The sequence below is a fragment of the Methylobacillus rhizosphaerae genome, from assembly GCF_900187985.1.
In the GTDB taxonomy this organism is placed as follows: domain Bacteria; phylum Pseudomonadota; class Gammaproteobacteria; order Burkholderiales; family Methylophilaceae; genus Methylobacillus; species Methylobacillus rhizosphaerae.
The window spans coordinates 209,982-231,216 of record NZ_FZOA01000005.1 but is presented as its reverse complement, the minus strand read 5'-3'; the positions used below and the strand labels follow the sequence as shown (position 1 = coordinate 231,216).

Sequence of the window (21,235 nt, the reverse complement as noted above, 5' to 3'; positions counted from 1 at the left end):
ATTATGTTGTTTAATTAAAGTGATTTGAGAATATTTTCTGCGACCTGAAACCCGCTGCGTATGGCACCTTCGATGGTGGCAGGGTAGTCCTGCAGAGAGTCGCCGGTGCTGACATAATCTCCAGCCAGCCATAAACGCTGATGCGGCGTAGCGTGCAAAGGTCTTTTCATATTGGCGCGGCAGGCAAATGTTGCCCGTTTTTCCGCAATGACCTTGTGCCAGAGCGGCGCTACTTGCCTGATCGATGGGAAGGCGGATTGCAGCTCATGATGCACGGCTGTCGCCAGTGTTTCCTGGGGCATATTCTGGTGACTACCTTCTGCGCTGATGACGACCGCTATCAGTCCTTCCTGCCCATAAAGCTGTCCCCGGTCAAATACCCATTGCCCCAGCTGGTTAGCCAGGCCACACATGGCATCCGGCAGGCGAGTGTTTGCCGGGTATTGCAGGTAGATCGTGTAGATCGGCTGGTATTCCAGCGCTGTGCAGGTGTCAATCAATGCGTGCATATTCGGTAGATCATGCAGTAATTCTGCAACCCGGAACGGGGATGTGGCAACTACGACATGGCTGAAGCGCCCGACAGTGGCATATCTGTCTTGTAGTTGCAGCGTATCATCGTGTGCCTGGATGCTGGTAATGGCGCTATTGAGCTTGATGTAGCCTCCATGTTGCGCAATGAACCTGGCTGCAGGTTCGGCAATCAGGGTGGATAAGTCAGCACGCGGCAGCAGCAGGTCGCTATCCGACTTCTTACGGGCGAAGCTGTCGCGCAGCACGTTCAGGAAAACCTGCGCGCTTGCTTCACTAATTGGCGTATTGACAGCAGCCAGGCACAGTGGCTCCCATAGCATCTGGGTGAGGCGTGCCGGCTGCTTTTCCAGCAGTTGTTGCAAGGGCATATCTGCGGGCAGATGGAAGTTTCTTAACTTCAGGCTGGCCATGAAATGCACGGCAGCCAGGCGCTCGCTGATACTTAAACCGCGTGCCTGTAACAAGCCAGCCAGGATATGCAGTGGGGCAGGCAAGTATTGCGGGCAGGATAATGAGAACTCGTTGGCCATGTCGAGTTTGAGCGGCAAACGCATCAAGCCATGATCAGGGGCGACACCGCACAGGTGTAGCAGCTCAAGTGTTCTGGCATAAGCGCCCAGCAGGATATGTTGACCGTTATCCAGGGTAAGGCCTTGCCAGTGTATGCCCCGGGCGCGCCCGCCTAGTTGGTGGCTGGAATCGAACACCGTGGTTCTGACGCCAGCGCGCGCAAGCGCGGCTGCAGCGCTTAACCCGGCACAACCACCGCCAATGATGGCAACATGAGGTATCAGTAGCGCATCCATGTCAGCCATGCAAGCCAGAGCTTTCTGATCGGTGTCAGGGAAACCCGGGCATTCAATACAACCTGGATATCGTCAGCCTTGATTTCCTTGAGCAGGGTGCGGTAAATCGCCGACATGATGAGGCCAGTGCGTTGCAGCTTGCGATCTTCAGGCGGCAGTTCCGCCAATGCCTTGTCATAGTAGCTTTCGGCACGTTCTGCCTGGAATTCCAGCAGCTTCTTCATGTTGTCCGATGACTTGCCATGCAGGATGTCCTGGTCGCTCACGCCAAAACGGGCAAGCTCATCCTGTGGCAGGTAGATGCGGCCGCGCCGCGCGTCTTCCCCGACATCACGCGTGATATTGGTCAGTTGGAACGCCATGCCGAGGTCTAGCGCATATTGCAGGGTGTTGGCATTGCTGTAACCGAAAATGGAGGCCGAGAGCAGCCCGACAACGCTGGCAACGCGGTAACAGTAAAGCTCCAGTTCGGCAAAATCCCGATAGCGGTTCTGCTCCAGGTCCATCTGCATGCCGTCAATGATTTCAAGCAAATGCTGCTGCTTGAGCCCGAACTCTGCGATTGGTCCCTGCAGCGCCTTGGTGACTGGGTGCTGCGGCTTGCCTTGGTACAGGTTCAGGATTTCGTTACGCCACCAGTTGAGCTTGGTTTGCGCCACGTTGATATCCTGCACCTCATCGGCAATGTCATCCACCTCACGGCAAAAGGCATAAAGGGCTGTAATAGCCTCGCGCCTAGGCTTGGGTAGGAACAGGAAGCTGTAGTAAAAGCTGGAGCCGCTGGCAGCGGCTTTTTTCTGGCAATATTCCTGCGGACTCATTTTTTGCTGATCGCCCGATAAAACATATAGATCCAGTCACGTGTTTTCAGGGTCGGGCGCTGGTTGAACACATCACCACGACTCTGGTGCAATTTTTTCAGGATACGTTCACCACCTGCAATGATCATGCGCATTTCCAGTCCGATCCGGCCAGGCAGAATCAGTCCAAGTGGTGCACCGGATTGCAGCAGGCGACGTGTACGATTGATCTGGAACTCCATGAACATGCCCCATGTGCCTTGCGCATTGCGGTTGGCAATCTGCTGCTCATGGATATTGAATTTGTATAACTCATCCAGGGGGAGATAAATACGATGTTTCTGGTAGTCCGCTTCCACATCTTGCAGGAAATTGATCAATTGCAGGGATGTGCAAATGGCATCCGAACGAGCGATGTTACGCGGTGTTGCGGCATTATAGAGATGCAGCAGCAAGCGGCCTACCGGGTTGGCTGAACGACGGCAGTAATCAACAAGCTCACCAAAATTGTGATATCTCGTTTTAGTCACATCCTGGCTGAATGCAGACAGGAGATCATAAAAAGGGGCTAGCGGCAGGTGATGGGTATTGATGACGTTTTGCAATGCCTGGAATAGCGGTACATCAGGTTGCGCACCATCGCGGATATGGTCCAGTTGCGTACGGAAGCCTTCCAGTAATGCCAGGCGCTCTTCAGGAGCCAGATCACCTTCGTCAGCGAAGTCATCCGCTTGACGCGCAAAGGCATAAATGAGGCGGACAGGTTCGCGTAATTTCCTGGGGAGGAGAAAGGAAGCAACCGGAAAATTTTCGTAATGCGTTTTTGCAAGTGCCAGATCTTGCTGGATGGCAGGGTGCTTGGATACTATCATCCGCAGAGTATGCCATAAAACGTATATACCCGCGTTTGATGGCAAGTGAATATTGTTGCGCTACAATGTCCCAGTCCGTTCTCTTGGAGTTTTCATGCTAGGTATTATTGGTGGTACGGGATTAACGCAATTGGCCAATCTGAAGATCAAGCGCAGGCAGATCGTGCGCACCCCGTATGGTGAACCTTCAGGACCATTGAGTTATGGAGATATCTGTGGCTACGAGGTTATTTTCCTGCCGCGCCATGGGCACGGACATACCATTCCGCCGCATCTAGTCAACTATCGTGCCAATATCTGGGCCCTGCACTCGGAAGGTGTACGTGACATTGTCTCTGTGGCAACGGTTGGAGGTATCCATGAAGACCTGCATCCTGGCGTGATTGCCTTGCCTGACCAAGTCATCGATTACACCCAGGGGCGAAAAAATACCTTCCACGATGGTGGAGATATGCCGGTCAAGCATGTGGATTTCACTGAACCCTATTGCCCAAGACTGAGAGGGTTGTGCCTGGAGGCTGCGCAGAATATCAATGAGTCACTGGTGGATGGTGGCGTTTATGGCTGCGTGCAGGGCCCCCGGCTTGAAACCAGGGCGGAAATCAATCGCATGGAGCGGGATGGCGCTACCATGGTAGGCATGACAGGTATGCCGGAAGCTGCACTCGCACGTGAACTGGGTATAAACTATGCTGCCATCTGTCCGATAGTCAATCATGCGGCTGGACGAGGAAACAGTGTGCATCATATTCATTATGAAGATACAGCGGATGTGCTGAATGAAACCATGGAACGAGTAAGAAAACTCATAGAAAGAATGGTGGTCGGTCATGCCTGTTAGGCCTGTGCTGAAAATGGGCGAGCCTTTGTTGTTGCAAAAGGCGCAGCCCATTGAGCAGTTCGATACACCGGAACTGCATGCCCTGATCAAGGACATGGAAGATACCATGGCCGACCTGAATGGGGCAGGAATTGCCGCGCCGCAGATCGGCGTGAGTTTGCGCATCGTTATCTTTGGCGTAGGTCATAATCCACGTTATCCCGACGCCGAGCAGGTGCCTTATACCGTGTTGATCAATCCTACTGTAACGCCTGTGGGCGAAGAGCTGGAAGATGGCTGGGAAGGATGTCTTTCCGTCCCAGGCATGCGTGGCATCGTGCCGCGTTATCAGCGCTTGCACTATAGCGGCTTCGATCAGTATGGAAAGCCGATAGACCGGCTGGTCAGCGGTTTTCATGCCAGGGTCGTGCAACATGAATGCGACCACCTGGACGGAATCCTTTATCCAATGCGGATTCGGGACCTGGCACAGTTTGGTTTCACCGATGTGCTATTCCCCGGAATAGTTGTGGACGATGATTAATCCTGTGCTACAATAGCCGCCTTTCTTCAGTACTCTAGCTGAAGTCAAACGGAAGTGTGGCCGAGTGGTTGAAGGCACCGGTCTTGAAAACCGGCGACCCGAAAGGGTTCGTGAGTTCGAATCTCACCGCTTCCGCCAATTAACCCGCGTCAGAGCGGCGTTTCAAGATAGTTAGATTTCCTGGGGAATATTTGGGGCATTTAATGCTGCATTTACTTTCGCCAGCTCTCTCTCGATCGATCAGCCTGATCTATCTATTTGCTGTATACCTCTCAAGCACCATTTTTACATTTACATGTCAGGTTGGCATGACACTTAAATATCTGTTGAAAATATGAGTTAATATCGGACAGTTCTGAGGTGTATAGACTGTGAAAGCGCGGTAACATTAAAAAGCGCAGCTTCCCTTTGAACAGTAGCTGAAGGTCGTTGATAGTGTTTCGTTGTGAAGAGGCCAAGCTCATATTTGCTAATATGAGATATACCTTGGCTTGATGGTGGCGAGACCATGCAAATTGATTCATGAGTATTTATCGGGGATATTCTGTGAGCATTCTAATAATTGCTGTTGTTTGTATCGCTATTGTGTTGCTGGAGTACTACACGCTGCAAAAGGCTAGCCAGTATTACTTGAAGTGTTTTCAAGACAGAAAAACAGTCATCAGATTGATTTTGATAACCACTGCCATTGCGATCATTTCAGGTGTACTTGAAGGGAATCCCAATCGTATATCTGGACACATAGTCAGTACCAATGAAAATTCATCAGTATCATTTGTTCACTGGTTGATTAATGTATTGCTGTCCTGGCTACTCTATCAACGATGGCTGAAGACAAAAGAAGGTAACCAGCTCTCGATCAGCACAGCGCTCGTGCTTCTTGTATTGCAATCTTTGCTGTTAATAGTAGGAATGCTCGTTCTGGCTTTTATTGCGATGGTTGTTGTCAACACCTTCGGTAGTATGTTCATGCGATAAATACTGAGTGTGCAAGACACTGGTTTGTGTGTATTGTGATTAATGCCTGTATTTCAATCCATTGTTATCTATGAATTTTATTGATAATAATCGGCAAATATTTTCATTATGTAAAACATTGGTTTTTCAGCATAATTTACGTCTATCTTGATGATGGCGGGGGTGAGAATGGATTGCAGGCGGCACTTGTTCAGTGGTGAAGTGTGATGGCACAACGGTAATGAATCATTACGTGTGGAAGTGTAGTTGTTGCGATTTTGTTTATGATGAACTGATCGGCCAGCACGAGAAGGGTATCCTGCCGGGAACGACCTGGGAAAGGGTGCCGGAAAATTGGCGATGTGCAGTGTGTGGCACGGATAGATCCAAGTTCGCCCCACTGCCGTTGGATGAGTATCTGCTCATGTGTTTTGGTGCTGATATGCAAGAACTGGTGCCTGATTAGGGATAATGATGGAACTTGGCCAGATCAGGAAGCGCTTGATTGAAGACAGGCTTGCACTGGACAGGCAGGATGCTGCGAGAATCAGTGCTGCAATCATCACACACTTCCAGCTGATATGCGAGTGCATGTTTGGCAGAAGTATCGGTTGCTATTGGCCGATCAAGGGCGAAGTCAACAGTGTTCCACTTATGATGCAGCTGCATAAAGCCGGTAGCACTATATCGTTGCCGGTCGTGGATGATGAGAGTTCAGCAGTGGGTTTTAAGAGATGGCATCCCGAAGCCTTGATGACAAAGGGGGCGTTGCAAATACCTTATCCGGTGGATACCGACAGTGTGCAACCGAAAATCCTGATTGTTCCACTGGTCGGGTTTGATAACCGGGGATATCGGTTGGGATATGGCACCGACAGCTATGATACAGCGTTGCGCGGGTTTGATCCTCCTCCTATTACTATTGGCCTGGGATACGAAGCCGGGCTGCTGGGCAGTGTCATTCCAGGCGCTCGCAGTGTGCCGATAGAGTTCATCCTGACAGAGCAAGGTGTGCGGCATTTCAGGGATGGCAACTTGCAATGGGTGACATCTGGCAGGCAAATGGAAAATATCATGAAAGATCTGTTCTTTTTCCACTTCCGATCTCGGGAGGAGCGTGCCTTGGCCTCACCCGTATGTTACGCAAAGCACTAGTGCTGGGACCAGTCGAACTCCTGCTGTGAGGCTTCCCTTAATTTGGTCAGTACTTGTGTCATGACGGTATTTTTCTTGTTACGGGGATAAATCAAGTAGATCGGATACGAGAACTCAGGAGAAGCATCGACTTTTTCCAGCTCACCGTTCTCGATATATTTCTGAACGACACGGCTCCTGAAATAGCCACTGCCACCATATTCAAGGATGTGGTTCAGTGCAAGCGGGCCAAGATTGATGGATAAGCCTGGTTTGGCAAATTCGACCAAGGCAGAATCATGTTGTTGTTTGAAATAATCTCCCCAGTCGATATAAATATACGGTTCCGGGTTGCGGCTCGATTTCACCATGATGAGCTTTTCTTCCAGCAGTTCCTCTATTTGCATTCCTGACCAGTAATCAGGACTGTGAACCAATGCTGCATCCATGACGCCGCCTTCCAGTTTTTTGTGCAGAGTAGCGGCTTCACTGACTTCCACGCGGATGGCGATAGAAGGGATTTCCATCCTCAGGCAATTGAACCATTGCAGCAGCAGCGGGTTCCAGAGACTGATTTCTCCGCCGATGGTAATGGAGTTTGCCGTACCCTCAGGCAAGGGCAGGTCGCGTTTTGCGGCATGCCATGTCTGTACCAGTTGTTGTGCGTAGGCAGTAAACCTGACGCCGTTATCCGTCAGTTTCGCACCGCTGCGATTACGCACGAACAGCTGGCATCCAAGCAACTCTTCCAGTGTCTTGATGCGAGTGGTGATCGTTGTCTGGGTCACATGCAGGCGTTCTGCGGCTGCAATAAAGCTCCCTGACTGGATGATTTCTAGAAAGGTTTTAGCGAGAGTGATATCCATGTATCAATTTTTTTAATATTAAGTGAAGTTAAATTTCATTATTAATTAATTCTATCCCAGATCATAATCAGTCATCAATTTATTTATCTACCTGTGATGATTGTGAAAACAAGGCCGGAAATCTTTAAAGAGGAACACTGGAAAGAGATCATAGAACTCACCAAGCGCCTGGATGAGAGGCAAAGTATCTGGCTGTCGGGATACCTGGCTGGACGAGTCGATTTGCAGCCGCTGACTGCTACTACGGAAGCAGTCGGCGAGATCGTGATATGCCATGGCGGGGAAACAGGAAACTCGAAAAAAATTGCCTTACAGGCAGAGCAAAAAATAGTAGCGCTGGGTTATCAGGTGAAAGTCTACGATCTGGCGCAGATGACAGTGCGGCAGTTCGCGAAATTACGCCAGGTCATCATCATCTGCAGTACACACGGCGATGGAGACCCGCCAGAGCCTGTGACTGCTTTTTACAATAGTTTGATGTCGTCCAGTTTGCCACTGGAAGATATGCGTTATGCCGTGTTGGCACTGGGTGACTCATCGTATGAGCATTTCTGTGTCACAGGCATCAATATTGATGAAAAGCTGAAACAATCTGGCGCTAGAAGCTGGTTGGACAGGCAAGAATGCGATACGGATTTCCAGAAAACGGCAGATAGTTGGCTGGCAGATTTAGTCTCCAGGCTGCCAGCCATTGATAGCCATGATAACGCTCCCGCTGTAGTTGTCGCGCCTGAAACCAGAGAGATTGACAGGACACATCCTGCTACGGTCAAGGTACTTGAGAATATCAGGCTTTCATCCATGAAAAGACAGGATGCCATTCATCACCTGGTGTTCGATCTTGATGAAATGTCACTGGCTGCCACTGCAGGGGATGCTGTAGGCATTTTTGTGAAGAATCCCATGGATATGGTAACGGGATTGTTGCAGGAAACCAATCTCAAGGCAGAGCAGGTAGTGAGTATCGATGGTGCCAGTATGCCGCTCGTCGATGCCTTGCGGGACAAGCTGGATATCACGATCCCAAGCCGGGATTTTGGACAACTCTGGGAATCCCTGGATACAACAGGAAAATTCCACGAGGCGATGGGGGATTCAGAGAAAAGCAAGAAGGATTTCCTGAAAAGCAAACCATTGCTGGAGCTTGTGAAACAGTTCCATGTTGTTGTCAACGCACAACAACTGGTTGATGTATTGCGACCATTGCAGCCACGTCTTTACGACATTACCAATAGCCTTAAGCAATTCCCGGATGAAATACATGTATGCGTGAAGCGATATCACTATACCAAAGACGATAACACCTATCAGGGGGTGGCATCTAATTACATTGCAACATTAAAAGCTGATGATGCCGTAGAAATATTCCCTCATAAACATCAACGATTTCACTTGCCTGAAGATCCAGGATTGCCATTAATCCTGATTGCAGATAGCACTGGTATTGCGCCATTTATTGCTTTTTTACAGGAAATTGAAGCTGGGGAAAGAGTACATGAATGCTGGCTGATATTTTCTGAAATGACTTTTGAGGAAGATTTTTTATATCAGGCTGAGTTAATCAAGTTCATGAATGCCGGTGTGTTGAAGCATCTGCATCCGGTATTTTATGGTGATGAAAGTGATAACGAAATATTTGATAACGTTGTGGAACACCAGGATCAATTCAAGCAATGGATAAATCAAGGAGCACATGTTTACCTGAGTGGGGATAAATCTATCCTGACAAAGGCAGAAGACTCCATCAAGAGTTGGTCAAAATCACAAGATGATGTTCACTGGGATAAATTGGCTACCGAGAAACGCTTGCATAAGAATTTATACTGATCTGATATGAAAAATAAATTTGAACACTTAGTTGGAAATATTGACCAGTTTAATAGCAATGAGCTGGTTAAATATGATAGTAACTACCTACGGGGAAGTATCAGCCATGGGCTGGGTGATCCAGTGACGGGGAGTATGCAGTTCAACGATACATTGCTGCTTAAATTCCATGGCATATACCAGCAGGATGACAGGGATCTGCGCGCTGATCGCCAGAAAAGATTCCTCGAGCCTAATTACCAGTTCATGGTGCGTATACGCATACCGGGAGGATTGTTGAGCAAACAGCAATGGATAGGCCTGGATGATATATCGCGGAAGTATGCAGAAAGAGGCTTGCGTATCACGACACGTCAGACAATACAGTTCCACGGGATCAGGAAAGGCAACCTGAGAAAGTGCATGCAGGCGCTGAGAAAGATAGGGCTGGATACGATTGCTGCCTGTGGCGATGACAGCAGGGGAGTGGTCTGTGGAGGCAATCCCACGATTTCCAGCATCTCAAGAAAAGTGCAGGAAATCGCAAAACAAACATCACAAAGGCTGATTCCCAAGACAGAGGCATATCCGGAGATATGGTATGAGGAAACGAAACCAGTTCAGGCGGTCGATGCCGAGCCGGTTTATGGACCATTGTATTTGCCACGTAAATTCAAGGTCGGATTCGTCATTCCGCCCGTCAACGATATTGATGTTTACGGTCAGGATGTCGGATTCATCGCGATTGTTCGGGATGGAAAATTGACCGGTTTCAATCTATGCGTTGGCGGTGGTATGGGACAAATTGATAGCCGGGAGGACAGCTATCCAAGGTTGGCCGAGGAAATCGGGTTTGTCCAAGTGGATGAAGCAGCAGAAGTCGCTGAGGTCATCATGGGAATACAGCGTGATTTTGGTGACCGCCAGGACAGGCATCGCGCACGTTTCAAATATACGCTGGACAGGCTGGGATTACCCTGGTTCCTGGATGAGTTACAGCAGCGCAGAGGAAAGCCATTGTCAGCGGCATATCCTGTCAAATTTACGCAAAATGGCGACGAGATTGGATGGAGGTGCGGCGATGATGGTCTCTGGCAATGTACTGTGTATATAGAAAGTGGCAGGGTGAACGCGGCGCTCAGGGACCAGCTGGCAGGATTGTTCCAGCTGTACGATGGTCGCGTCCGCTTGACGACGAACCAGAATTTGCAACTGACAGATGTCCACGATTACGAGCTGCGGCAGCTGCAGATCAGGCTGAGTGATCTTGGATTGGATACTCTGACCAAACCGAGTGAGCAGGCGGTCAATACCCTGTCTTGTGTTGCATTGCCTACGTGCGGCCTGGCAATGGCAGAGGCTGAGCGCTATCTCCCGGAATTCCTGCCAAGATTCAACCAGATAAAGTCCAATTATGGCCTGGATAGCCTGCCGATTACATTGAGGATCACAGGTTGTCCAAATGGATGCGCAAGACCTTATATTGCTGAAGTGGCACTGACAGGAAGAGCGCATGGATTATATAACTTATATCTTGGAGGAAGTCATGTTGGAAATAGGTTGGCAAAACTTTATGCAAAAAATGTCAATGAGGTGAAGATACTCAGCATATTGAATGAATTGATGCAGCGTTATAAATTGCTTGCCAACCCTGAGGAAAGGTTTGGAGATTTTCTGGTAAGAACTACGCTGATAGATGAGACAGTTTCATCTGTTCAGCATGCATAGAATAGGAGCAGTAAATTGAAAGGTTATTTGTTTATACAAAGCCAGGACCAGTTCTACGATGCAAGGACTAGCGCCCAATATAAATTGGTAGTTTCACTTGCAGAAGCAAAGGAAAGTGTCAGTATATTGCTGGTTCAGAACGCTGTATTGGCAACAAGAAAAGGAGTTGAATCCAATATTTATGCTGATTTAAATCAGCATAATATCCAGGTATACGCTGATGAATTATCGTTGAAACAGCGGGAAATATCCCCGGAAGAGCTGAGTGATGGTATCAAGCCTGTGAAAATTGATGTCGTCATTGATGCCATGCTGAATGGCGACAAGGTTGTATGGTGGTAACGGAGTGAATATGGAAAATAAGAAACTGACATTTGCCTTTATGGATCCACCTTTCGAGAATGAAAGGACAATTACATTTTTCAGGATTGTGGATGCAGCCCTGGATGGTGGTGCTGACGTGCAAGTATTCGCTTACGAGGGAGCTGCCGCGCTGGCATTTGCATTGCAAAAGGCGCATGGCAATTCCGTGCATCATCGTGATGCGGAAGAAGAAGCGCATCCCCTGACCAAGGACTGGATAGCGGCTTTGCAGAAGAAGGCAGAGCGGCTTGGCAGGCAGCTGGACTGGGTGAATTGCGGCTTATGTGTGGATGAACGTGGCGTCAACGAAAGTATTCCAGGTTGCAAGCGCGGCTCTCCGGCAGATCTCTGGCGTTATGCGTCCAGTTCATTCAACACATTGGTTATCGGGACTCGCTAACATGAAAATTTTGCAAATTGTTGAGCAGGCATTCAGAACGCTGGTCGAGGAACAGGACGATACCATTCTGTGGCTGACCCAATCCATGGCGGGTGCGGGGGCGAACCTGGAAGTGCTGCTGTCGGGCAACGCGGTCTATTATGCAGTGATGAAGAACAGGCAGCCTGCGGTGAAAATCGGGGATTGGGTGCAACAGGAGCCTGCAGATATTCCCAGTGATCTCGGCAGGATATTGGAGCAGGATATACCAGTTTATGTGTTGAAACATGAGTTGGAAGAGCGGGGGCTGAATGTCGATATGCTACGGCCTTCCATCAAGCCAATAGATAGGACGCAGCTGGTCAGCCTTTACAAGCAGGTGGATCAGGTCTGGCAGTGGTGATGCAGGTGGCATGGTGACTGCGGCACAGCTTCTCAGGCGTATTGGGGGATTACCTGTCAAGGTAGGGGTTGCTGGTGGCACAGGATATGTCGGGGCTGAGCTGGTCAGGCTGTTGGCAGAACATCCCCATGTACGCTTGCATGCCGTGACATCAGGGGGCAGTATCGGCAAATGTGTCAATGAACATTATCCGTATATTCCCAAGTACCTGAATCTCAGGTTTGTGGACATTGACGATCCTGTCCTGTTGGAATGTGATGTCGTCATTTTTTCGACACCCCTGGGAACTATCATGAGGTATGCCCGGTCATTCTTGGAAAGAGGGATAAGAGTGATCGATCTTTCGCCTGATTTCAGCCTGGAAAATCAGGAGGTCTGGAAATCGCGATTTGCACTGGAGCACTCCAGCCCGGAATTGATCCCCTCCACAATATTCGGTTTGCCTGAAATCAACAGGGCAGCCATCAAGAAAGCGTTATTGCTGAACAGCCCGAGCAGTTACAGCACCGCTATCATCCTGGGTGTTCTACCGCTCTTGGCTCCGGGGAAAATGAAGGAAGAATCTCTGGTCGCGGATATTGTCGTGGGAATGACAGCCCACGGCAGAGTGATGTCACACACTGCCATGTTTGCCGAGCATTCAGACACGATGCAGGCGTTTGATGTGGATTTTCCTTTAGCCAGGACTGAAACAGAAAGTGTCATCTCACGTATTCATGGAAAACGTATTGAACTGACCTGTATTCCGCATTCAGCACCTTTGATTACGGGGCTGCATGCCACGTTATATCTCAAGGTCGATCCGGAAATCGACCTGTTCAAACTGTATAAAGAGTTTTACCGAAAAGAAATTTTTGTCGAGGTATTGCCTGCCGGGTGTGTCCCTGAAACCAGGAACGTACGCGGTTCCAATTATTGCAAAATCGCGCCGCATAGGCAGAAAGACGGTGCTGCAGTCATTCTGGTGGCGTTGGATAACCTGATCAAGGGCGCAGCAGGGCAGGCAATACAGAACCTCAACATCATGTTTGGATTGAATGAGTCAGATGGTTTGCATGCCATCGACACAGATCCCAAAGGACATACGGCATAAGCGGTTGATTATCTTTTAACCTGATCTCTCCAAAGGAGGTGCCATGTTTGCCAATTCAGTCGTACTGATTACCCTCACATTGGTCATAGGGCTGCCTCCCTTAGTGTGCCTGTTCATGGCCTTATCCGCAGGACAGCTCGATGATGGCGGCTCATCTGCCGAATCCATTTTTGAGGAGCAGGAACTACGATATTCCCGGCCATGGGAGACGCGACGACAGATGCAGGATCGGGTGCAGCAACATGGCAACCTCATGAATAATCCTCGTGCCGAGTGGGAGCGTTGGCTATGACTATCCAGCAAGGACAGGTGGACGTGAAGCAGGAGGACAATTCTCAATACCTGAACAAAGCCAGCGCCATGGAAATGGAAACATATGACCAGTCAGGTAGGCAGCCAGTATTGCTGGGATTCCTGATTGCCGTCATCTGGCTATTGATCGGTACGGTGCTCGGTGATCTGAGCAGTTTCAAATTTGACCATCCTGATTTGCTGAGCGGACAGGCCTATCTTACCTTTGGTCGTATACGGCCTGCACACCTCAATGCCATGGTATATGGCTGGGCATCCACTGCCATGTTTTCTGTTTCACTATGGCTGATGCCCAGATTGTGTCGCACGCGATTACGCTGGGGCAGGGTGGCAAGCTGTGGAATCCTGGTATGGACTGCTGGCCTGATAGTCGGACTTGTACTGTTGTTGCAGGGATACAGCGACGGCCTGGAGTGGTTGGAGCTAGATCGCATGTGGGCTGACCCGCTGCTGGTAGTCGGTGCAGCCATGGTCGGCGCTTCCGTATGGAGAACCCTGGCGGCACGTAATGTACACCACTTGTATGTTTCAGTGTGGTACGTGGCGGCTTCCTATCCGTGGTTCCTGATTATTTTCCTTGCAGGCAATCTACCTTTCTACCGTGGTGTTGAGTCTGCCGCCGTTAACTGGTTTTATGCCCATAATGCCCTGGGTTTGTGGCTGACTGCTGTCAACTTGGCATTGATTTACTATTTATTGCCCAAGATCATCGGACGACCGATTTATTCTTATTGGCTATCATTGGTCGGCTTCTGGGCACTGGCTTTGTTCTACGCGCTCAACGGCATGCATCACCTGATCGGCGGCCCGATTCCTTCCTGGATGATAGCCACATCCATCACCGCCAGTATCATGATGGTAATTCCCGTGATTGCCGTGGGCATCAATCAGCATATGACGGTTGTCGGGAGGTTCGGCGCCATGCGTTACTCACCGGCACTGACCCTGGCTGTCATTGCTGCAATGTCATACACCGCCGTATCCCTGCAGGGCATCATGACAGCATTGGTCAGTGTCAACCGCATCACGCATTTCACACACTGGACGATTGCCCACTCTCATCTGGGGCTCTACATGTTCGTCACACTCTCGTTGTTCGGCGGCATGTATTACATATTGCCCAGGGTGCTGAAAAGAGAGTGGCCCAGCCGTAGGCTCATACGCCTGCATATTCTCCTGACGGGAGGCGGCATGGCGCTATATATCATTGCGCTGGGGATAGGTGGAGTCCTGCAGGGCCTCAGCCTGCTGACGCCAGGTACCGGGTTCGAGGCTTCGGTTGCCAGTACCAAGCCCTGGCTGATGTTGCGCAGTATCTCAGCCGTCATCATCTCAGTGGGGCACCTGGCATTTATCTACCATAGCTACCTGCTGGCGTTTTCCCGCAAACATTCCACGACACAGCTGCCTCCTTTCATTGAATTCAAGCCTGTGCTGGTGAAAGAGAGAAAATCATGACCAGGATATGTGTATTGCTGATGGGGGCGTTGGCTACCGTCATCTTTGCCCTGGTAATATTGGTGATCCTGCCCAGCAGCCTGCTTTCCCATGTGGAGGCACCGCCACAGCTGAAACGTCCCAGTCAGCAGGAGTTGCTGGGACGACAGATTTATATCAGCAATGGCTGTATTTATTGCCATACCCAGCAAGTTCGTGATGCCGAAATTACTGCCGATGTGAGCAGTGGGCTAGGTAACCGGGCGTCAGTGCCGGCAGATTATGTTTATGATGCTCCCAACCTGTTGGGCACCATGCGGACAGGGCCGGACCTGTTCAATGTCGGGGTTCGGCTACCGGATAGCAACTGGCATTTATTGCATCTTTACCAGCCGCGCGCGCTGGTGCCGTGGTCCATCATGCCGGCCTTTCCTTTCCTGTTCGAGCATAAACCCAAGGCAGAAAAAGGGGATAAAGTGTTGAAAGTGCCTGCTGCCTATGCGCCAAAACAAGGTGTGGTGGTGATTACGCCTGAAGCAGCGGCACTGGTGGCTTACCTGACCAGTTTGCGGCATGACTATCCCATTCCCGACAGCCCAGCATTCAAGGAGTCCCAACCATGAATGATCAACCCCGCCAGACTGACCCTGCAATTCCAACAGGAAACAATGAAAGCACAGAACTGGATCTGCATGACCAGGTGATTTATGAAACGCCGGAACCCTTCGAGGATATTGCCAGTGGACCGCGGTGGTTTTATCTGTTTTCCGTGGTGGCGCTTGTGGTGGGCGCATTTTATCTGGGGCGGCATATGGGCAATCTGGATACAGAAGCCCATATCGGTTTTCTGCAAGCGCAAAAGCAGCAATCAGGGCAGGGTGGGGCAGCAGCAGTCAAAACGGTCTCTGGTGCAGCTGTTTTCACCAGCCGCTGTGTGAGCTGCCATCAGGCCAATGGACAGGGTATTCCCGGCGCATTTCCTCCCCTTGTGAAATCCACGTATGTGCTCGGGGACCCACAAACACTGGTACGTATTGTGTTGCAGGGACTGCAAGGGGAGATAAAGGTAGAGGGCCAAGCCTATAACGGCCTTATGCCTCCCTGGCAGGATCAGTTGAGCGACGAGGAAACGACAGCCGTAATCAATTACATCCGCACTGAACTGGGCGGGAACCAGGCTGGGCAGGTGGATGTGGAGTTGGTACAGAAAATCAGGGCGGCAGAGAAAGACAGGCAGAAGCCTTGGACAGTACCTGAGCTGGAGGCACTGGAAAAATCATGAGCCATGATCTGCACAAGCGTGAGTTATTAACTGTTTCCGGGTTTTTCAGCGAGCAGAAGCAGGTGGACGCAGTATTGTCTGTATGTTTGCAGCGTGGCATTCCAAGGGACCTTATTGACCTTGCATTGTCTGAAGCGGCAGCGCGCAGGTTCGGCAACCTGAAAGCGGGACGGAATACGGACAACTGGTTTGCCTGGACAGGCCGGGGGGCATTGATCGGATTGCTGACAAGCGCCTTGTTGACATTGGGCATCATCCTGATCAATGGGTATGAAGTCAGCAAGCAGCTGGCTTTCATCCAGTTGCTTGGCCCTGATATTGGTGTTGTGCTGGGAGCTATATTGGGGGCGGCATATGGCTGGGTGCACGAAGATGAAACCAATCTATGGATGAAGCGCGCTGCCGGGAGGGACGATGCCATGTTGCTGCTGGTTTATCTGCAGCCAGGAGATGAGGCTGCCAGGCTCAGTGAAATATTCAGCCATTATGGCGGGCAGAATATCATCGCAGAGTCTATGCCATCCTAATAAGGCGATAGCTGGGTGAGTGTGGTGGTTGCCAGTACCAATAGCAAGGCAAAAAAATACTCCAGGGTTATACCCTGGTCATAAGTGGTGTTATGCATGCTCCCATGGTGCAGCTGGTGACGCAGCCATCCTGCTAGTATGACCACACCTGATATCAAGAGCAGCTTGACCATGAGCATCAGGATGTAAGCCGATGCCAGTGTGCGGGTCTCAAGGTATTGCAGCGTAATCCTGATAGCGCCACTACCAAGTACGCAAATAAAAACCGGGAGTGCCAGCCAGGAAAAAAACTGTAAATCCTGCCGGCTTGTGTACTCGGTTCCTGTCAGCCTGAACGCCAGTAGCAGACTTAGACCGCCAAACCACAGCATGGCAGATGCCAAGTGCAGGGCATCAATCCAGAACACCAATTGATATATGCCATCCTCTCCGGCATGCGAGGTTAGTACCATGGCGGTAACCATCCCCATGATCCCGGCGAACCGCAAGTACTGCCTGCTGCTTGCGACCGCGATCAATAACGACACTCCGTAAACCATCCACGCGATACCGAATGAAGTCTGCAATACCGAGGCAATGTCGCTCAGACCTGGTAACGCCATATTGTTTGCATCGAAAGGCGCAGAAGACTCCAATGCAATGTTGCTGATGACGATGAGCACACCAAGGCTACCTGAGATGGCGGCAATGGCCCGGTAGTGGTTACTGTGCATTAATTGGCGTTGCCATCGCCATTCCCATAGCCATATCCCCAGCAGCAGGGCGAGCGCAATATAAGCCGCGGTCCTGCCCAGGATGATGTCCAGCAGGTGCGGATGCTCCAGCAGCACAGACATGGGTTTATTGAACGGAGAACTGCATACTGCCTTGCTGGTGATGGCCGTCCTTCGACATCACGCTCCATCTCAGCTGGTACTTGGTCAGGGAGACATTCTCTGGCAGCTGGATGATCAAGGTGCGATTGCGCACTGTGGAATGAGCCTTGTGCCAACTGCCGTCATGCCATATTTCAGCAGGGTGCAGCTCAGGCTCTATCAGCTTGGCGAAATGAACCCTGACCTCTTGCGGAGGAGTGGCCAGAATGGCACCGTCTGCAGGCTCTGTCTTGACCAGCTTACTATGTCCCCAGCCTGGCAGGGTGTATAGCAGCAATAAGATAGCAATCAGGTTTTTCATCATGATTCGTCCCCGCGCCTCCTGTGGTATATGGCATGTATTCCTTGAGTGACACCATACTCTTTTTTGGATGAAAACCAAGTATATGGCTGTTTGCTTTCTATTGCCCTATCAGGCGTTGCCAACTACGGCTACAAAACTGAATAGATTGAAAAAATCCGCCAGCGTCTGCCTGAAAATCCATGGACATCCCGTATAATTTATCTCTATGTCTATATTGCTGATGATCATATTGGTAAGCCTGTCTGGAGGCGTGCTGAGCGTATTGTGTGCTGCTTTCCTGGCATTGAAAGCCAAGGCGGCATGGGTGCCGATGCTTATCAGTTATGCCATTGGGGCATTACTGGGTGCGGTATTCCTTGAGATACTTCCCCACGCATTTGAGGTCAGCAGCAGCCCGGAAGTGATGTCGGCCACGATACTGGCAGGCATCCTGTTGTTTTTCATCCTGGAAAAACTGGTGTTGTGGCGGCATTGCCACGGCGAGGAATGTGAGGTCCATGCCGGGGATACACATCACACACATAAGCACGCAGGCCATGATCATGGACGTAGCGGCCTGATGATCATGATTGGCGACACTTTTCATAATTTTGTTGATGGTGTGCTGATCGCAGCTGCCTTTCTTGCAGATGTTCACCTGGGAATGGTGACGGCTATTGCGATCATTGCGCACGAAATCCCGCAAGAGGTGGGGGATTTCCTGATTCTCCTGCATTCAGGGTATAACAAGCGGCAGGCATTGCTGTTCAACCTGTTTTCCAGCATGGCAACCCTGATCGGCGGCGTCGGCGCCTATTTTGCCCTGGGCCAGCTTCAAGCATGGATACCCACGATCCTCGGCCTTGCTGCTGCCAGCATGATTTATGTTGCCGTAGCAGACCTGATCCCCGGCCTGCATAAGCGTACTGAGTTGCGGGCGACCTTGCAGCAGGCAGGATTGATCAGCCTGGGCGTGATTTCAATCTGGCTGGCTGGTGAGTTGGTGCATTAAGGCTGACGCTTGTATTGCTCGGTTGGCAGAGATTTGTTGCTTCAGGTAAACAAGTCTGGCATCAAAGGGGCAGGGCGTTCAGAGTCTGCACGCTCCTCAAGGAAATCCAGTGTATAGGGGCAGCGGGTTGGGTTGCGGATGGATTTACGTTTTTTACCGGTTGTCTTGGTGTTGATATACGGTGTCTGGCTGATACGCACATAACCGGAGGCATGCAGTTTGGCTGGCGTTGTCTCGAACAGGCTGAGAGGGTTGTCTATGTTCTGCAGGGTAATGGAGTTTTTACCGACTTTCAGGACGTTGTACATGACAAACTTGCTGCCTGTTTGTTTGCCATAAATTTCACCGGTAAGAATGTCCAAGATGTGCCTTTCATAATACGTTTCCAATCATATCGTTATGAGGCATATATGACAAGGTTCTTGAGTGATTGCGTATGAGTGTCAGCAGGCGCGACGTAATGCAATATGTTGTTTGATCAGGCCGAGAGCCTGTTCACGGAAGCCAAGACGTCCGGTATCCTTGACCCACATATGCAGCAGGCCGGAGAAGAACAGGTGAGAGTCCATTGCCAGTGCTGCAGGATCAAGCGCGGCGTTAAGCTGGTCTTTTTGTTTGGCATGTTCGTATAACAGCCGGATTTTTTCGGTGAAGTAATCACAGTTTGTAACAATTTGCTGTAATACTGCAGCAAATTCGTCCACGTACTCACATTTTGTCATCATGATTTCATAAGTCTGGTTTGTAGCCGGATCCTGCATCAATGTGAGAATGGTATTGGTAAAGAACTGTTCGATAGTGGAGAGGGGATCTTCTGACTTTTCATCCAGGGCCACAGCATCAATATGATCAATAAGTGGCAGGATGGCCTGATCCCGCATTGCATGGAACAGCTCAATCTTATTCTTGAAATGCCAGTAGATGGCACCCCGGGTGACTTCAGCATGTGAGGCGATATGTTCCATTGTCGTGCGGCTGACGCCTCGTTTGGCAAACACCTCACGTGCGGCGGTAATGATGCGCTGACGAGTGATTTCTGCGTTTTCTTTGGTCTTGCGTGCCATGATATCCCTGCGGAATAAATTGTTTTACATACAATCATGTTTGTATATAATATACATTCGTTTGTGAATGTAAGCAAGTTAATTGTTTATAAGACATGGGGTTATATATGGGAGTGAGTGTGATAAATCAGGTTAATACTAGTGCGGAAAGAGTGAATCCCAGCAAAAAAATCGTGCTTGCCATGATGGCTGCATTTGCTCTGGTTGCTTGTGGAAAGGGTGAGCAGCAAACTGCGCCAGCAGCTGGTGCCCAGGCAATGCCTGTGACTGTATTGTCAGTGGAAGCGACGAGTGTGCCGGTTGCTGCTGAAGCGGTGGCACAAACTGAAGGAGCACGCGAAGTTGAGATTCGCCCCCGTGTTGGTGGAATTCTGTTGAAGCGTTTGTATGACGAGGGGGCTTCCGTCAAGGAAGGCCAAGTATTGTTCCAGATTGATCCGGAGCCATACAAGATCGCACTCGACCAGGCTCGTGCCCAGCTGGCGCAAGCTCAGGCCAAAATTGCCCAGACGCAGCGGGAAGCCACCCGTTTGAAGGGGTTGCTGGAGACAAATTCCATCAGTCAACGTGAATATGATAATGCGACTTCGGAAGATGAAGTCGCCAAGGCTGCTGTACTGCAGGCGCAGGCCAGCGTGCGTGAAGCTGAGCTGAATCTTTCCTATACCAAGGTAACTGCACCTGTGGGTGGTGTTACCGGACGTTTCCAGCTTTCAGAAGGAGCACTGGTTGCGGCAAATGAGACCCTGCTGACTTCTGTAGTCCAGCTCTCGCCAATCTGGGTACGTTTCAGCTTGTCTGATAACGAACTGCAGCAACTGGGTGGCCCTGTGACTGAGAAAACTGCCAAGCAGATTTCCCTGAAATTGCCTGATGGCAGTGAATATGCCGAAAGTGGCAAGTTGAATTTTGCAGCAAGCCAGATTGATCCTACGCTGGGTACGCAGCAATTGCGCGCTACTTTTGTGAATGCGGATAGACAATTGTTACCAGGCCAGTTTGTACGCGCAAAAGTAACAGTGGGTGAGCGTGATGGCGTATTCCTGGTGCCGCAAGTGGCCGTGTTGAACTCTCAGCAGGGACGTTTTGTGTATGTTGTGGATGAGAATAATCAGGCTGCAGTGCGACCAGTCGTGACTGGTGAGTGGGTAGGGCGTGATTGGGTGATTTTGCAGGGGCTGCAGGCTGGAGAGAAGGTGGTGGTTGATAACCTGATCAAGATTCGTCCCGGTGCCCCACTGCAACCACATCCACCTGCGGAGCAGGCTGGTCAGCCTGCTGCTGGACAAGAGCAGTCAGTGGTTAAGGCAAACAGCAAGTCGGCTTAAGCGAGAACAA

At 50.3% G+C, this 21,235-nt stretch carries 26 protein-coding genes and 1 tRNA gene; 19 read left to right on the top strand and 8 right to left on the bottom strand.

All coding sequences use genetic code 11. The features are described from left to right. Positions 1 to 14 precede the first annotated feature (14 nt). The 3 genes from hpnE to hpnC are packed head-to-tail and all read right to left on the bottom strand — an operon-like array spanning position 15 to position 3,012. Positions 15 to 1,349, bottom strand: a complete 1,335-nt coding sequence (gene hpnE, locus CHB59_RS07420; protein WP_342743069.1) for a hydroxysqualene dehydroxylase HpnE — start codon at positions 1,347 to 1,349, stop codon at positions 15 to 17. After that, positions 1,325 to 2,161 (bottom strand): presqualene diphosphate synthase HpnD, encoded by an 837-nt coding sequence (gene hpnD / locus CHB59_RS07415; protein WP_089375591.1) that lies wholly within the window; start codon positions 2,159 to 2,161, stop codon positions 1,325 to 1,327. The genes hpnE and hpnD overlap by 25 nt, the downstream gene beginning before the upstream one ends. Further along, positions 2,158 to 3,012, bottom strand: coding sequence for a squalene synthase HpnC (gene hpnC, locus CHB59_RS07410; RefSeq protein WP_089375590.1), 855 nt, complete (start codon positions 3,010 to 3,012; stop codon positions 2,158 to 2,160). The genes hpnD and hpnC overlap by 4 nt, the downstream gene beginning before the upstream one ends. Positions 3,013 to 3,106: 94 nt before the next feature. On the opposite strand from hpnC, the gene CHB59_RS07405 reads away from it, so the two are divergent. The 6 genes from CHB59_RS07405 to CHB59_RS07380 all read left to right on the top strand — a co-directional run bounded on the left by CHB59_RS07405 (position 3,107) and on the right by CHB59_RS07380 (position 6,488). After that, entirely contained in the window at positions 3,107 to 3,853 is a 747-nt protein-coding gene (locus CHB59_RS07405; protein WP_089375589.1) for an S-methyl-5'-thioinosine phosphorylase, read from the top strand. Beyond that, a complete protein-coding gene (gene def, locus CHB59_RS07400) occupies positions 3,843 to 4,376 on the top strand; it encodes a peptide deformylase (RefSeq protein ID WP_089375588.1) in 534 nt (177 codons plus the stop codon). Before CHB59_RS07405 ends, def begins: the two co-directional genes overlap by 11 nt. Positions 4,377 to 4,426: 50 nt before the next feature. Further along, a tRNA-Ser gene (locus CHB59_RS07395) sits at positions 4,427 to 4,514 on the top strand. 384 nt (positions 4,515 to 4,898) lie between these two features. Beyond that, positions 4,899 to 5,354: a hypothetical protein gene (locus tag CHB59_RS07390; protein WP_089375587.1), complete on the top strand. Its 456-nt coding sequence runs from the start codon at positions 4,899 to 4,901 to the stop codon at positions 5,352 to 5,354. A 220-nt stretch (positions 5,355 to 5,574) separates the two neighbouring features. Further along, positions 5,575 to 5,799 (top strand): rubredoxin, encoded by a 225-nt coding sequence (locus CHB59_RS07385; RefSeq protein WP_089375586.1) that lies wholly within the window; start codon positions 5,575 to 5,577, stop codon positions 5,797 to 5,799. Between the two features lie 5 nt (positions 5,800 to 5,804). Then, positions 5,805 to 6,488 (top strand): 5-formyltetrahydrofolate cyclo-ligase, encoded by a 684-nt coding sequence (locus CHB59_RS07380; protein ID WP_089375585.1) that lies wholly within the window; start codon positions 5,805 to 5,807, stop codon positions 6,486 to 6,488. Here the strand turns inward: CHB59_RS07380 and CHB59_RS07375 are convergent. Next, positions 6,485 to 7,333, bottom strand: a complete 849-nt coding sequence (locus tag CHB59_RS07375; RefSeq protein WP_089375584.1) for a LysR family transcriptional regulator — start codon at positions 7,331 to 7,333, stop codon at positions 6,485 to 6,487. The two genes, CHB59_RS07380 and CHB59_RS07375, sit on opposite strands and share 4 nt — an antisense overlap. A gap of 96 nt (positions 7,334 to 7,429) precedes the next feature. Between CHB59_RS07375 and CHB59_RS07370 the strand changes: the two genes are divergently transcribed. Genes CHB59_RS07370 through CHB59_RS07320 form a run of 11 tightly spaced genes read left to right on the top strand, consistent with a single transcriptional unit; the run spans position 7,430 to position 16,663 of the window. Then, entirely contained in the window at positions 7,430 to 9,160 is a 1,731-nt protein-coding gene (locus CHB59_RS07370; protein ID WP_089375583.1) for a diflavin oxidoreductase, read from the top strand. Positions 9,161 to 9,166: 6 nt separating this feature from the next. Further along, positions 9,167 to 10,867 (top strand): NADPH-dependent assimilatory sulfite reductase hemoprotein subunit, encoded by a 1,701-nt coding sequence (locus tag CHB59_RS07365; protein ID WP_089375582.1) that lies wholly within the window; start codon positions 9,167 to 9,169, stop codon positions 10,865 to 10,867. Between the two features lie 15 nt (positions 10,868 to 10,882). Continuing rightward, entirely contained in the window at positions 10,883 to 11,209 is a 327-nt protein-coding gene (locus CHB59_RS07360) for a DsrE family protein (RefSeq protein WP_089375581.1), read from the top strand. 10 nt (positions 11,210 to 11,219) lie between these two features. Then, on the top strand, positions 11,220 to 11,630 hold the full coding sequence (locus tag CHB59_RS07355) for a DsrE family protein (RefSeq protein ID WP_089375580.1): 411 nt from the start codon (positions 11,220 to 11,222) through the stop codon (positions 11,628 to 11,630). 1 nt (position 11,631) lies between these two features. Beyond that, positions 11,632 to 12,012 carry a hypothetical protein gene (locus tag CHB59_RS07350; RefSeq protein WP_089375579.1) on the top strand — a complete coding sequence of 127 codons (381 nt, stop codon included), beginning with the start codon at positions 11,632 to 11,634 and terminating at the stop codon, positions 12,010 to 12,012. Between the two features lie 10 nt (positions 12,013 to 12,022). Then, the gene (gene argC, locus CHB59_RS07345; protein WP_089375578.1) at positions 12,023 to 13,105 is read left to right on the top strand and encodes an N-acetyl-gamma-glutamyl-phosphate reductase; all 1,083 of its coding nucleotides are present in this window, start codon (positions 12,023 to 12,025) and stop codon (positions 13,103 to 13,105) included. Between the two features lie 43 nt (positions 13,106 to 13,148). Continuing rightward, the gene (locus CHB59_RS07340) at positions 13,149 to 13,397 is read left to right on the top strand and encodes a hypothetical protein (protein WP_089375577.1); all 249 of its coding nucleotides are present in this window, start codon (positions 13,149 to 13,151) and stop codon (positions 13,395 to 13,397) included. Next, on the top strand, positions 13,394 to 14,875 hold the full coding sequence (locus CHB59_RS07335) for a cbb3-type cytochrome c oxidase subunit I (RefSeq protein ID WP_089375576.1): 1,482 nt from the start codon (positions 13,394 to 13,396) through the stop codon (positions 14,873 to 14,875). Before CHB59_RS07340 ends, CHB59_RS07335 begins: the two co-directional genes overlap by 4 nt. Then, positions 14,872 to 15,477 (top strand): cbb3-type cytochrome c oxidase subunit II, encoded by a 606-nt coding sequence (locus CHB59_RS07330; RefSeq protein WP_089375575.1) that lies wholly within the window; start codon positions 14,872 to 14,874, stop codon positions 15,475 to 15,477. Before CHB59_RS07335 ends, CHB59_RS07330 begins: the two co-directional genes overlap by 4 nt. Further along, positions 15,474 to 16,136: a c-type cytochrome gene (locus CHB59_RS07325; RefSeq protein WP_089375574.1), complete on the top strand. Its 663-nt coding sequence runs from the start codon at positions 15,474 to 15,476 to the stop codon at positions 16,134 to 16,136. Before CHB59_RS07330 ends, CHB59_RS07325 begins: the two co-directional genes overlap by 4 nt. Next, complete coding sequence (locus CHB59_RS07320; RefSeq protein ID WP_089375573.1) at positions 16,133 to 16,663, top strand: hypothetical protein; 531 nt, start codon at positions 16,133 to 16,135, stop codon at positions 16,661 to 16,663. Before CHB59_RS07325 ends, CHB59_RS07320 begins: the two co-directional genes overlap by 4 nt. On the opposite strand, the gene CHB59_RS07315 is transcribed toward CHB59_RS07320, so the two are convergent. After that, positions 16,660 to 17,499 (bottom strand): hypothetical protein, encoded by an 840-nt coding sequence (locus tag CHB59_RS07315; RefSeq protein ID WP_089375572.1) that lies wholly within the window; start codon positions 17,497 to 17,499, stop codon positions 16,660 to 16,662. The genes CHB59_RS07320 and CHB59_RS07315 overlap by 4 nt on opposite strands. A gap of 4 nt (positions 17,500 to 17,503) precedes the next feature. After that, complete coding sequence (locus CHB59_RS07310) at positions 17,504 to 17,842, bottom strand: copper resistance CopC family protein (RefSeq protein WP_089375571.1); 339 nt, start codon at positions 17,840 to 17,842, stop codon at positions 17,504 to 17,506. A 205-nt stretch (positions 17,843 to 18,047) separates the two neighbouring features. Between CHB59_RS07310 and CHB59_RS07305 the strand changes: the two genes are divergently transcribed. Next, complete coding sequence (locus tag CHB59_RS07305; RefSeq protein WP_089375570.1) at positions 18,048 to 18,833, top strand: ZIP family metal transporter; 786 nt, start codon at positions 18,048 to 18,050, stop codon at positions 18,831 to 18,833. A gap of 41 nt (positions 18,834 to 18,874) precedes the next feature. Here CHB59_RS07305 and CHB59_RS07300 read toward each other — a convergent pair whose 3' ends face one another. Then, a complete protein-coding gene (locus CHB59_RS07300; protein WP_089375569.1) occupies positions 18,875 to 19,195 on the bottom strand; it encodes a hypothetical protein in 321 nt (106 codons plus the stop codon). Positions 19,196 to 19,276: 81 nt separating this feature from the next. Continuing rightward, complete coding sequence (locus CHB59_RS07295; RefSeq protein WP_089375568.1) at positions 19,277 to 19,897, bottom strand: TetR family transcriptional regulator; 621 nt, start codon at positions 19,895 to 19,897, stop codon at positions 19,277 to 19,279. 182 nt (positions 19,898 to 20,079) lie between these two features. Here CHB59_RS07295 and CHB59_RS07290 point away from each other — a divergent pair, with 182 nt between their 5' ends. Further along, positions 20,080 to 21,225: an efflux RND transporter periplasmic adaptor subunit gene (locus tag CHB59_RS07290; protein ID WP_245835089.1), complete on the top strand. Its 1,146-nt coding sequence runs from the start codon at positions 20,080 to 20,082 to the stop codon at positions 21,223 to 21,225. The last annotated feature ends 10 nt before the right edge of the window (positions 21,226 to 21,235 follow it).

What these genes read in the sequence shown, in the direction of transcription:
- CHB59_RS07370 (WP_089375583.1), top strand. Translation starts at nt 7,430, where the DNA reads ATGATTGTGAAAACAAGGCCGGAAATCTTTAAAGAGGAACACTGGAAA.
- CHB59_RS07295 (WP_089375568.1), bottom strand. Translation starts at nt 19,897, where the DNA reads ATGGCACGCAAGACCAAAGAAAACGCAGAAATCACTCGTCAGCGCATC.
- CHB59_RS07380 (WP_089375585.1), top strand. Translation starts at nt 5,805, where the DNA reads ATGATGGAACTTGGCCAGATCAGGAAGCGCTTGATTGAAGACAGGCTT.
- CHB59_RS07405 (WP_089375589.1), top strand. Translation starts at nt 3,107, where the DNA reads ATGCTAGGTATTATTGGTGGTACGGGATTAACGCAATTGGCCAATCTG.
- CHB59_RS07290 (WP_245835089.1), top strand. Translation starts at nt 20,080, where the DNA reads ATGATGGCTGCATTTGCTCTGGTTGCTTGTGGAAAGGGTGAGCAGCAA.
- CHB59_RS07365 (WP_089375582.1), top strand. Translation starts at nt 9,167, where the DNA reads ATGAAAAATAAATTTGAACACTTAGTTGGAAATATTGACCAGTTTAAT.
- hpnD (WP_089375591.1), bottom strand. Translation starts at nt 2,161, where the DNA reads ATGAGTCCGCAGGAATATTGCCAGAAAAAAGCCGCTGCCAGCGGCTCC.
- def (WP_089375588.1), top strand. Translation starts at nt 3,843, where the DNA reads ATGCCTGTTAGGCCTGTGCTGAAAATGGGCGAGCCTTTGTTGTTGCAA.
- CHB59_RS07340 (WP_089375577.1), top strand. Translation starts at nt 13,149, where the DNA reads ATGTTTGCCAATTCAGTCGTACTGATTACCCTCACATTGGTCATAGGG.
- CHB59_RS07315 (WP_089375572.1), bottom strand. Translation starts at nt 17,499, where the DNA reads ATGTCTGTGCTGCTGGAGCATCCGCACCTGCTGGACATCATCCTGGGC.
- CHB59_RS07355 (WP_089375580.1), top strand. Translation starts at nt 11,220, where the DNA reads ATGGAAAATAAGAAACTGACATTTGCCTTTATGGATCCACCTTTCGAG.
- argC (WP_089375578.1), top strand. Translation starts at nt 12,023, where the DNA reads ATGGTGACTGCGGCACAGCTTCTCAGGCGTATTGGGGGATTACCTGTC.
- hpnE (WP_342743069.1), bottom strand. Translation starts at nt 1,349, where the DNA reads ATGGCTGACATGGATGCGCTACTGATACCTCATGTTGCCATCATTGGC.
- hpnC (WP_089375590.1), bottom strand. Translation starts at nt 3,012, where the DNA reads ATGATAGTATCCAAGCACCCTGCCATCCAGCAAGATCTGGCACTTGCA.
- CHB59_RS07310 (WP_089375571.1), bottom strand. Translation starts at nt 17,842, where the DNA reads ATGATGAAAAACCTGATTGCTATCTTATTGCTGCTATACACCCTGCCA.
- CHB59_RS07375 (WP_089375584.1), bottom strand. Translation starts at nt 7,333, where the DNA reads ATGGATATCACTCTCGCTAAAACCTTTCTAGAAATCATCCAGTCAGGG.
- CHB59_RS07325 (WP_089375574.1), top strand. Translation starts at nt 15,474, where the DNA reads ATGAATGATCAACCCCGCCAGACTGACCCTGCAATTCCAACAGGAAAC.
- CHB59_RS07330 (WP_089375575.1), top strand. Translation starts at nt 14,872, where the DNA reads ATGACCAGGATATGTGTATTGCTGATGGGGGCGTTGGCTACCGTCATC.
- CHB59_RS07320 (WP_089375573.1), top strand. Translation starts at nt 16,133, where the DNA reads ATGAGCCATGATCTGCACAAGCGTGAGTTATTAACTGTTTCCGGGTTT.
- CHB59_RS07390 (WP_089375587.1), top strand. Translation starts at nt 4,899, where the DNA reads ATGAGTATTTATCGGGGATATTCTGTGAGCATTCTAATAATTGCTGTT.
- CHB59_RS07385 (WP_089375586.1), top strand. Translation starts at nt 5,575, where the DNA reads ATGAATCATTACGTGTGGAAGTGTAGTTGTTGCGATTTTGTTTATGAT.
- CHB59_RS07305 (WP_089375570.1), top strand. Translation starts at nt 18,048, where the DNA reads ATGTCTATATTGCTGATGATCATATTGGTAAGCCTGTCTGGAGGCGTG.
- CHB59_RS07350 (WP_089375579.1), top strand. Translation starts at nt 11,632, where the DNA reads ATGAAAATTTTGCAAATTGTTGAGCAGGCATTCAGAACGCTGGTCGAG.
- CHB59_RS07335 (WP_089375576.1), top strand. Translation starts at nt 13,394, where the DNA reads ATGACTATCCAGCAAGGACAGGTGGACGTGAAGCAGGAGGACAATTCT.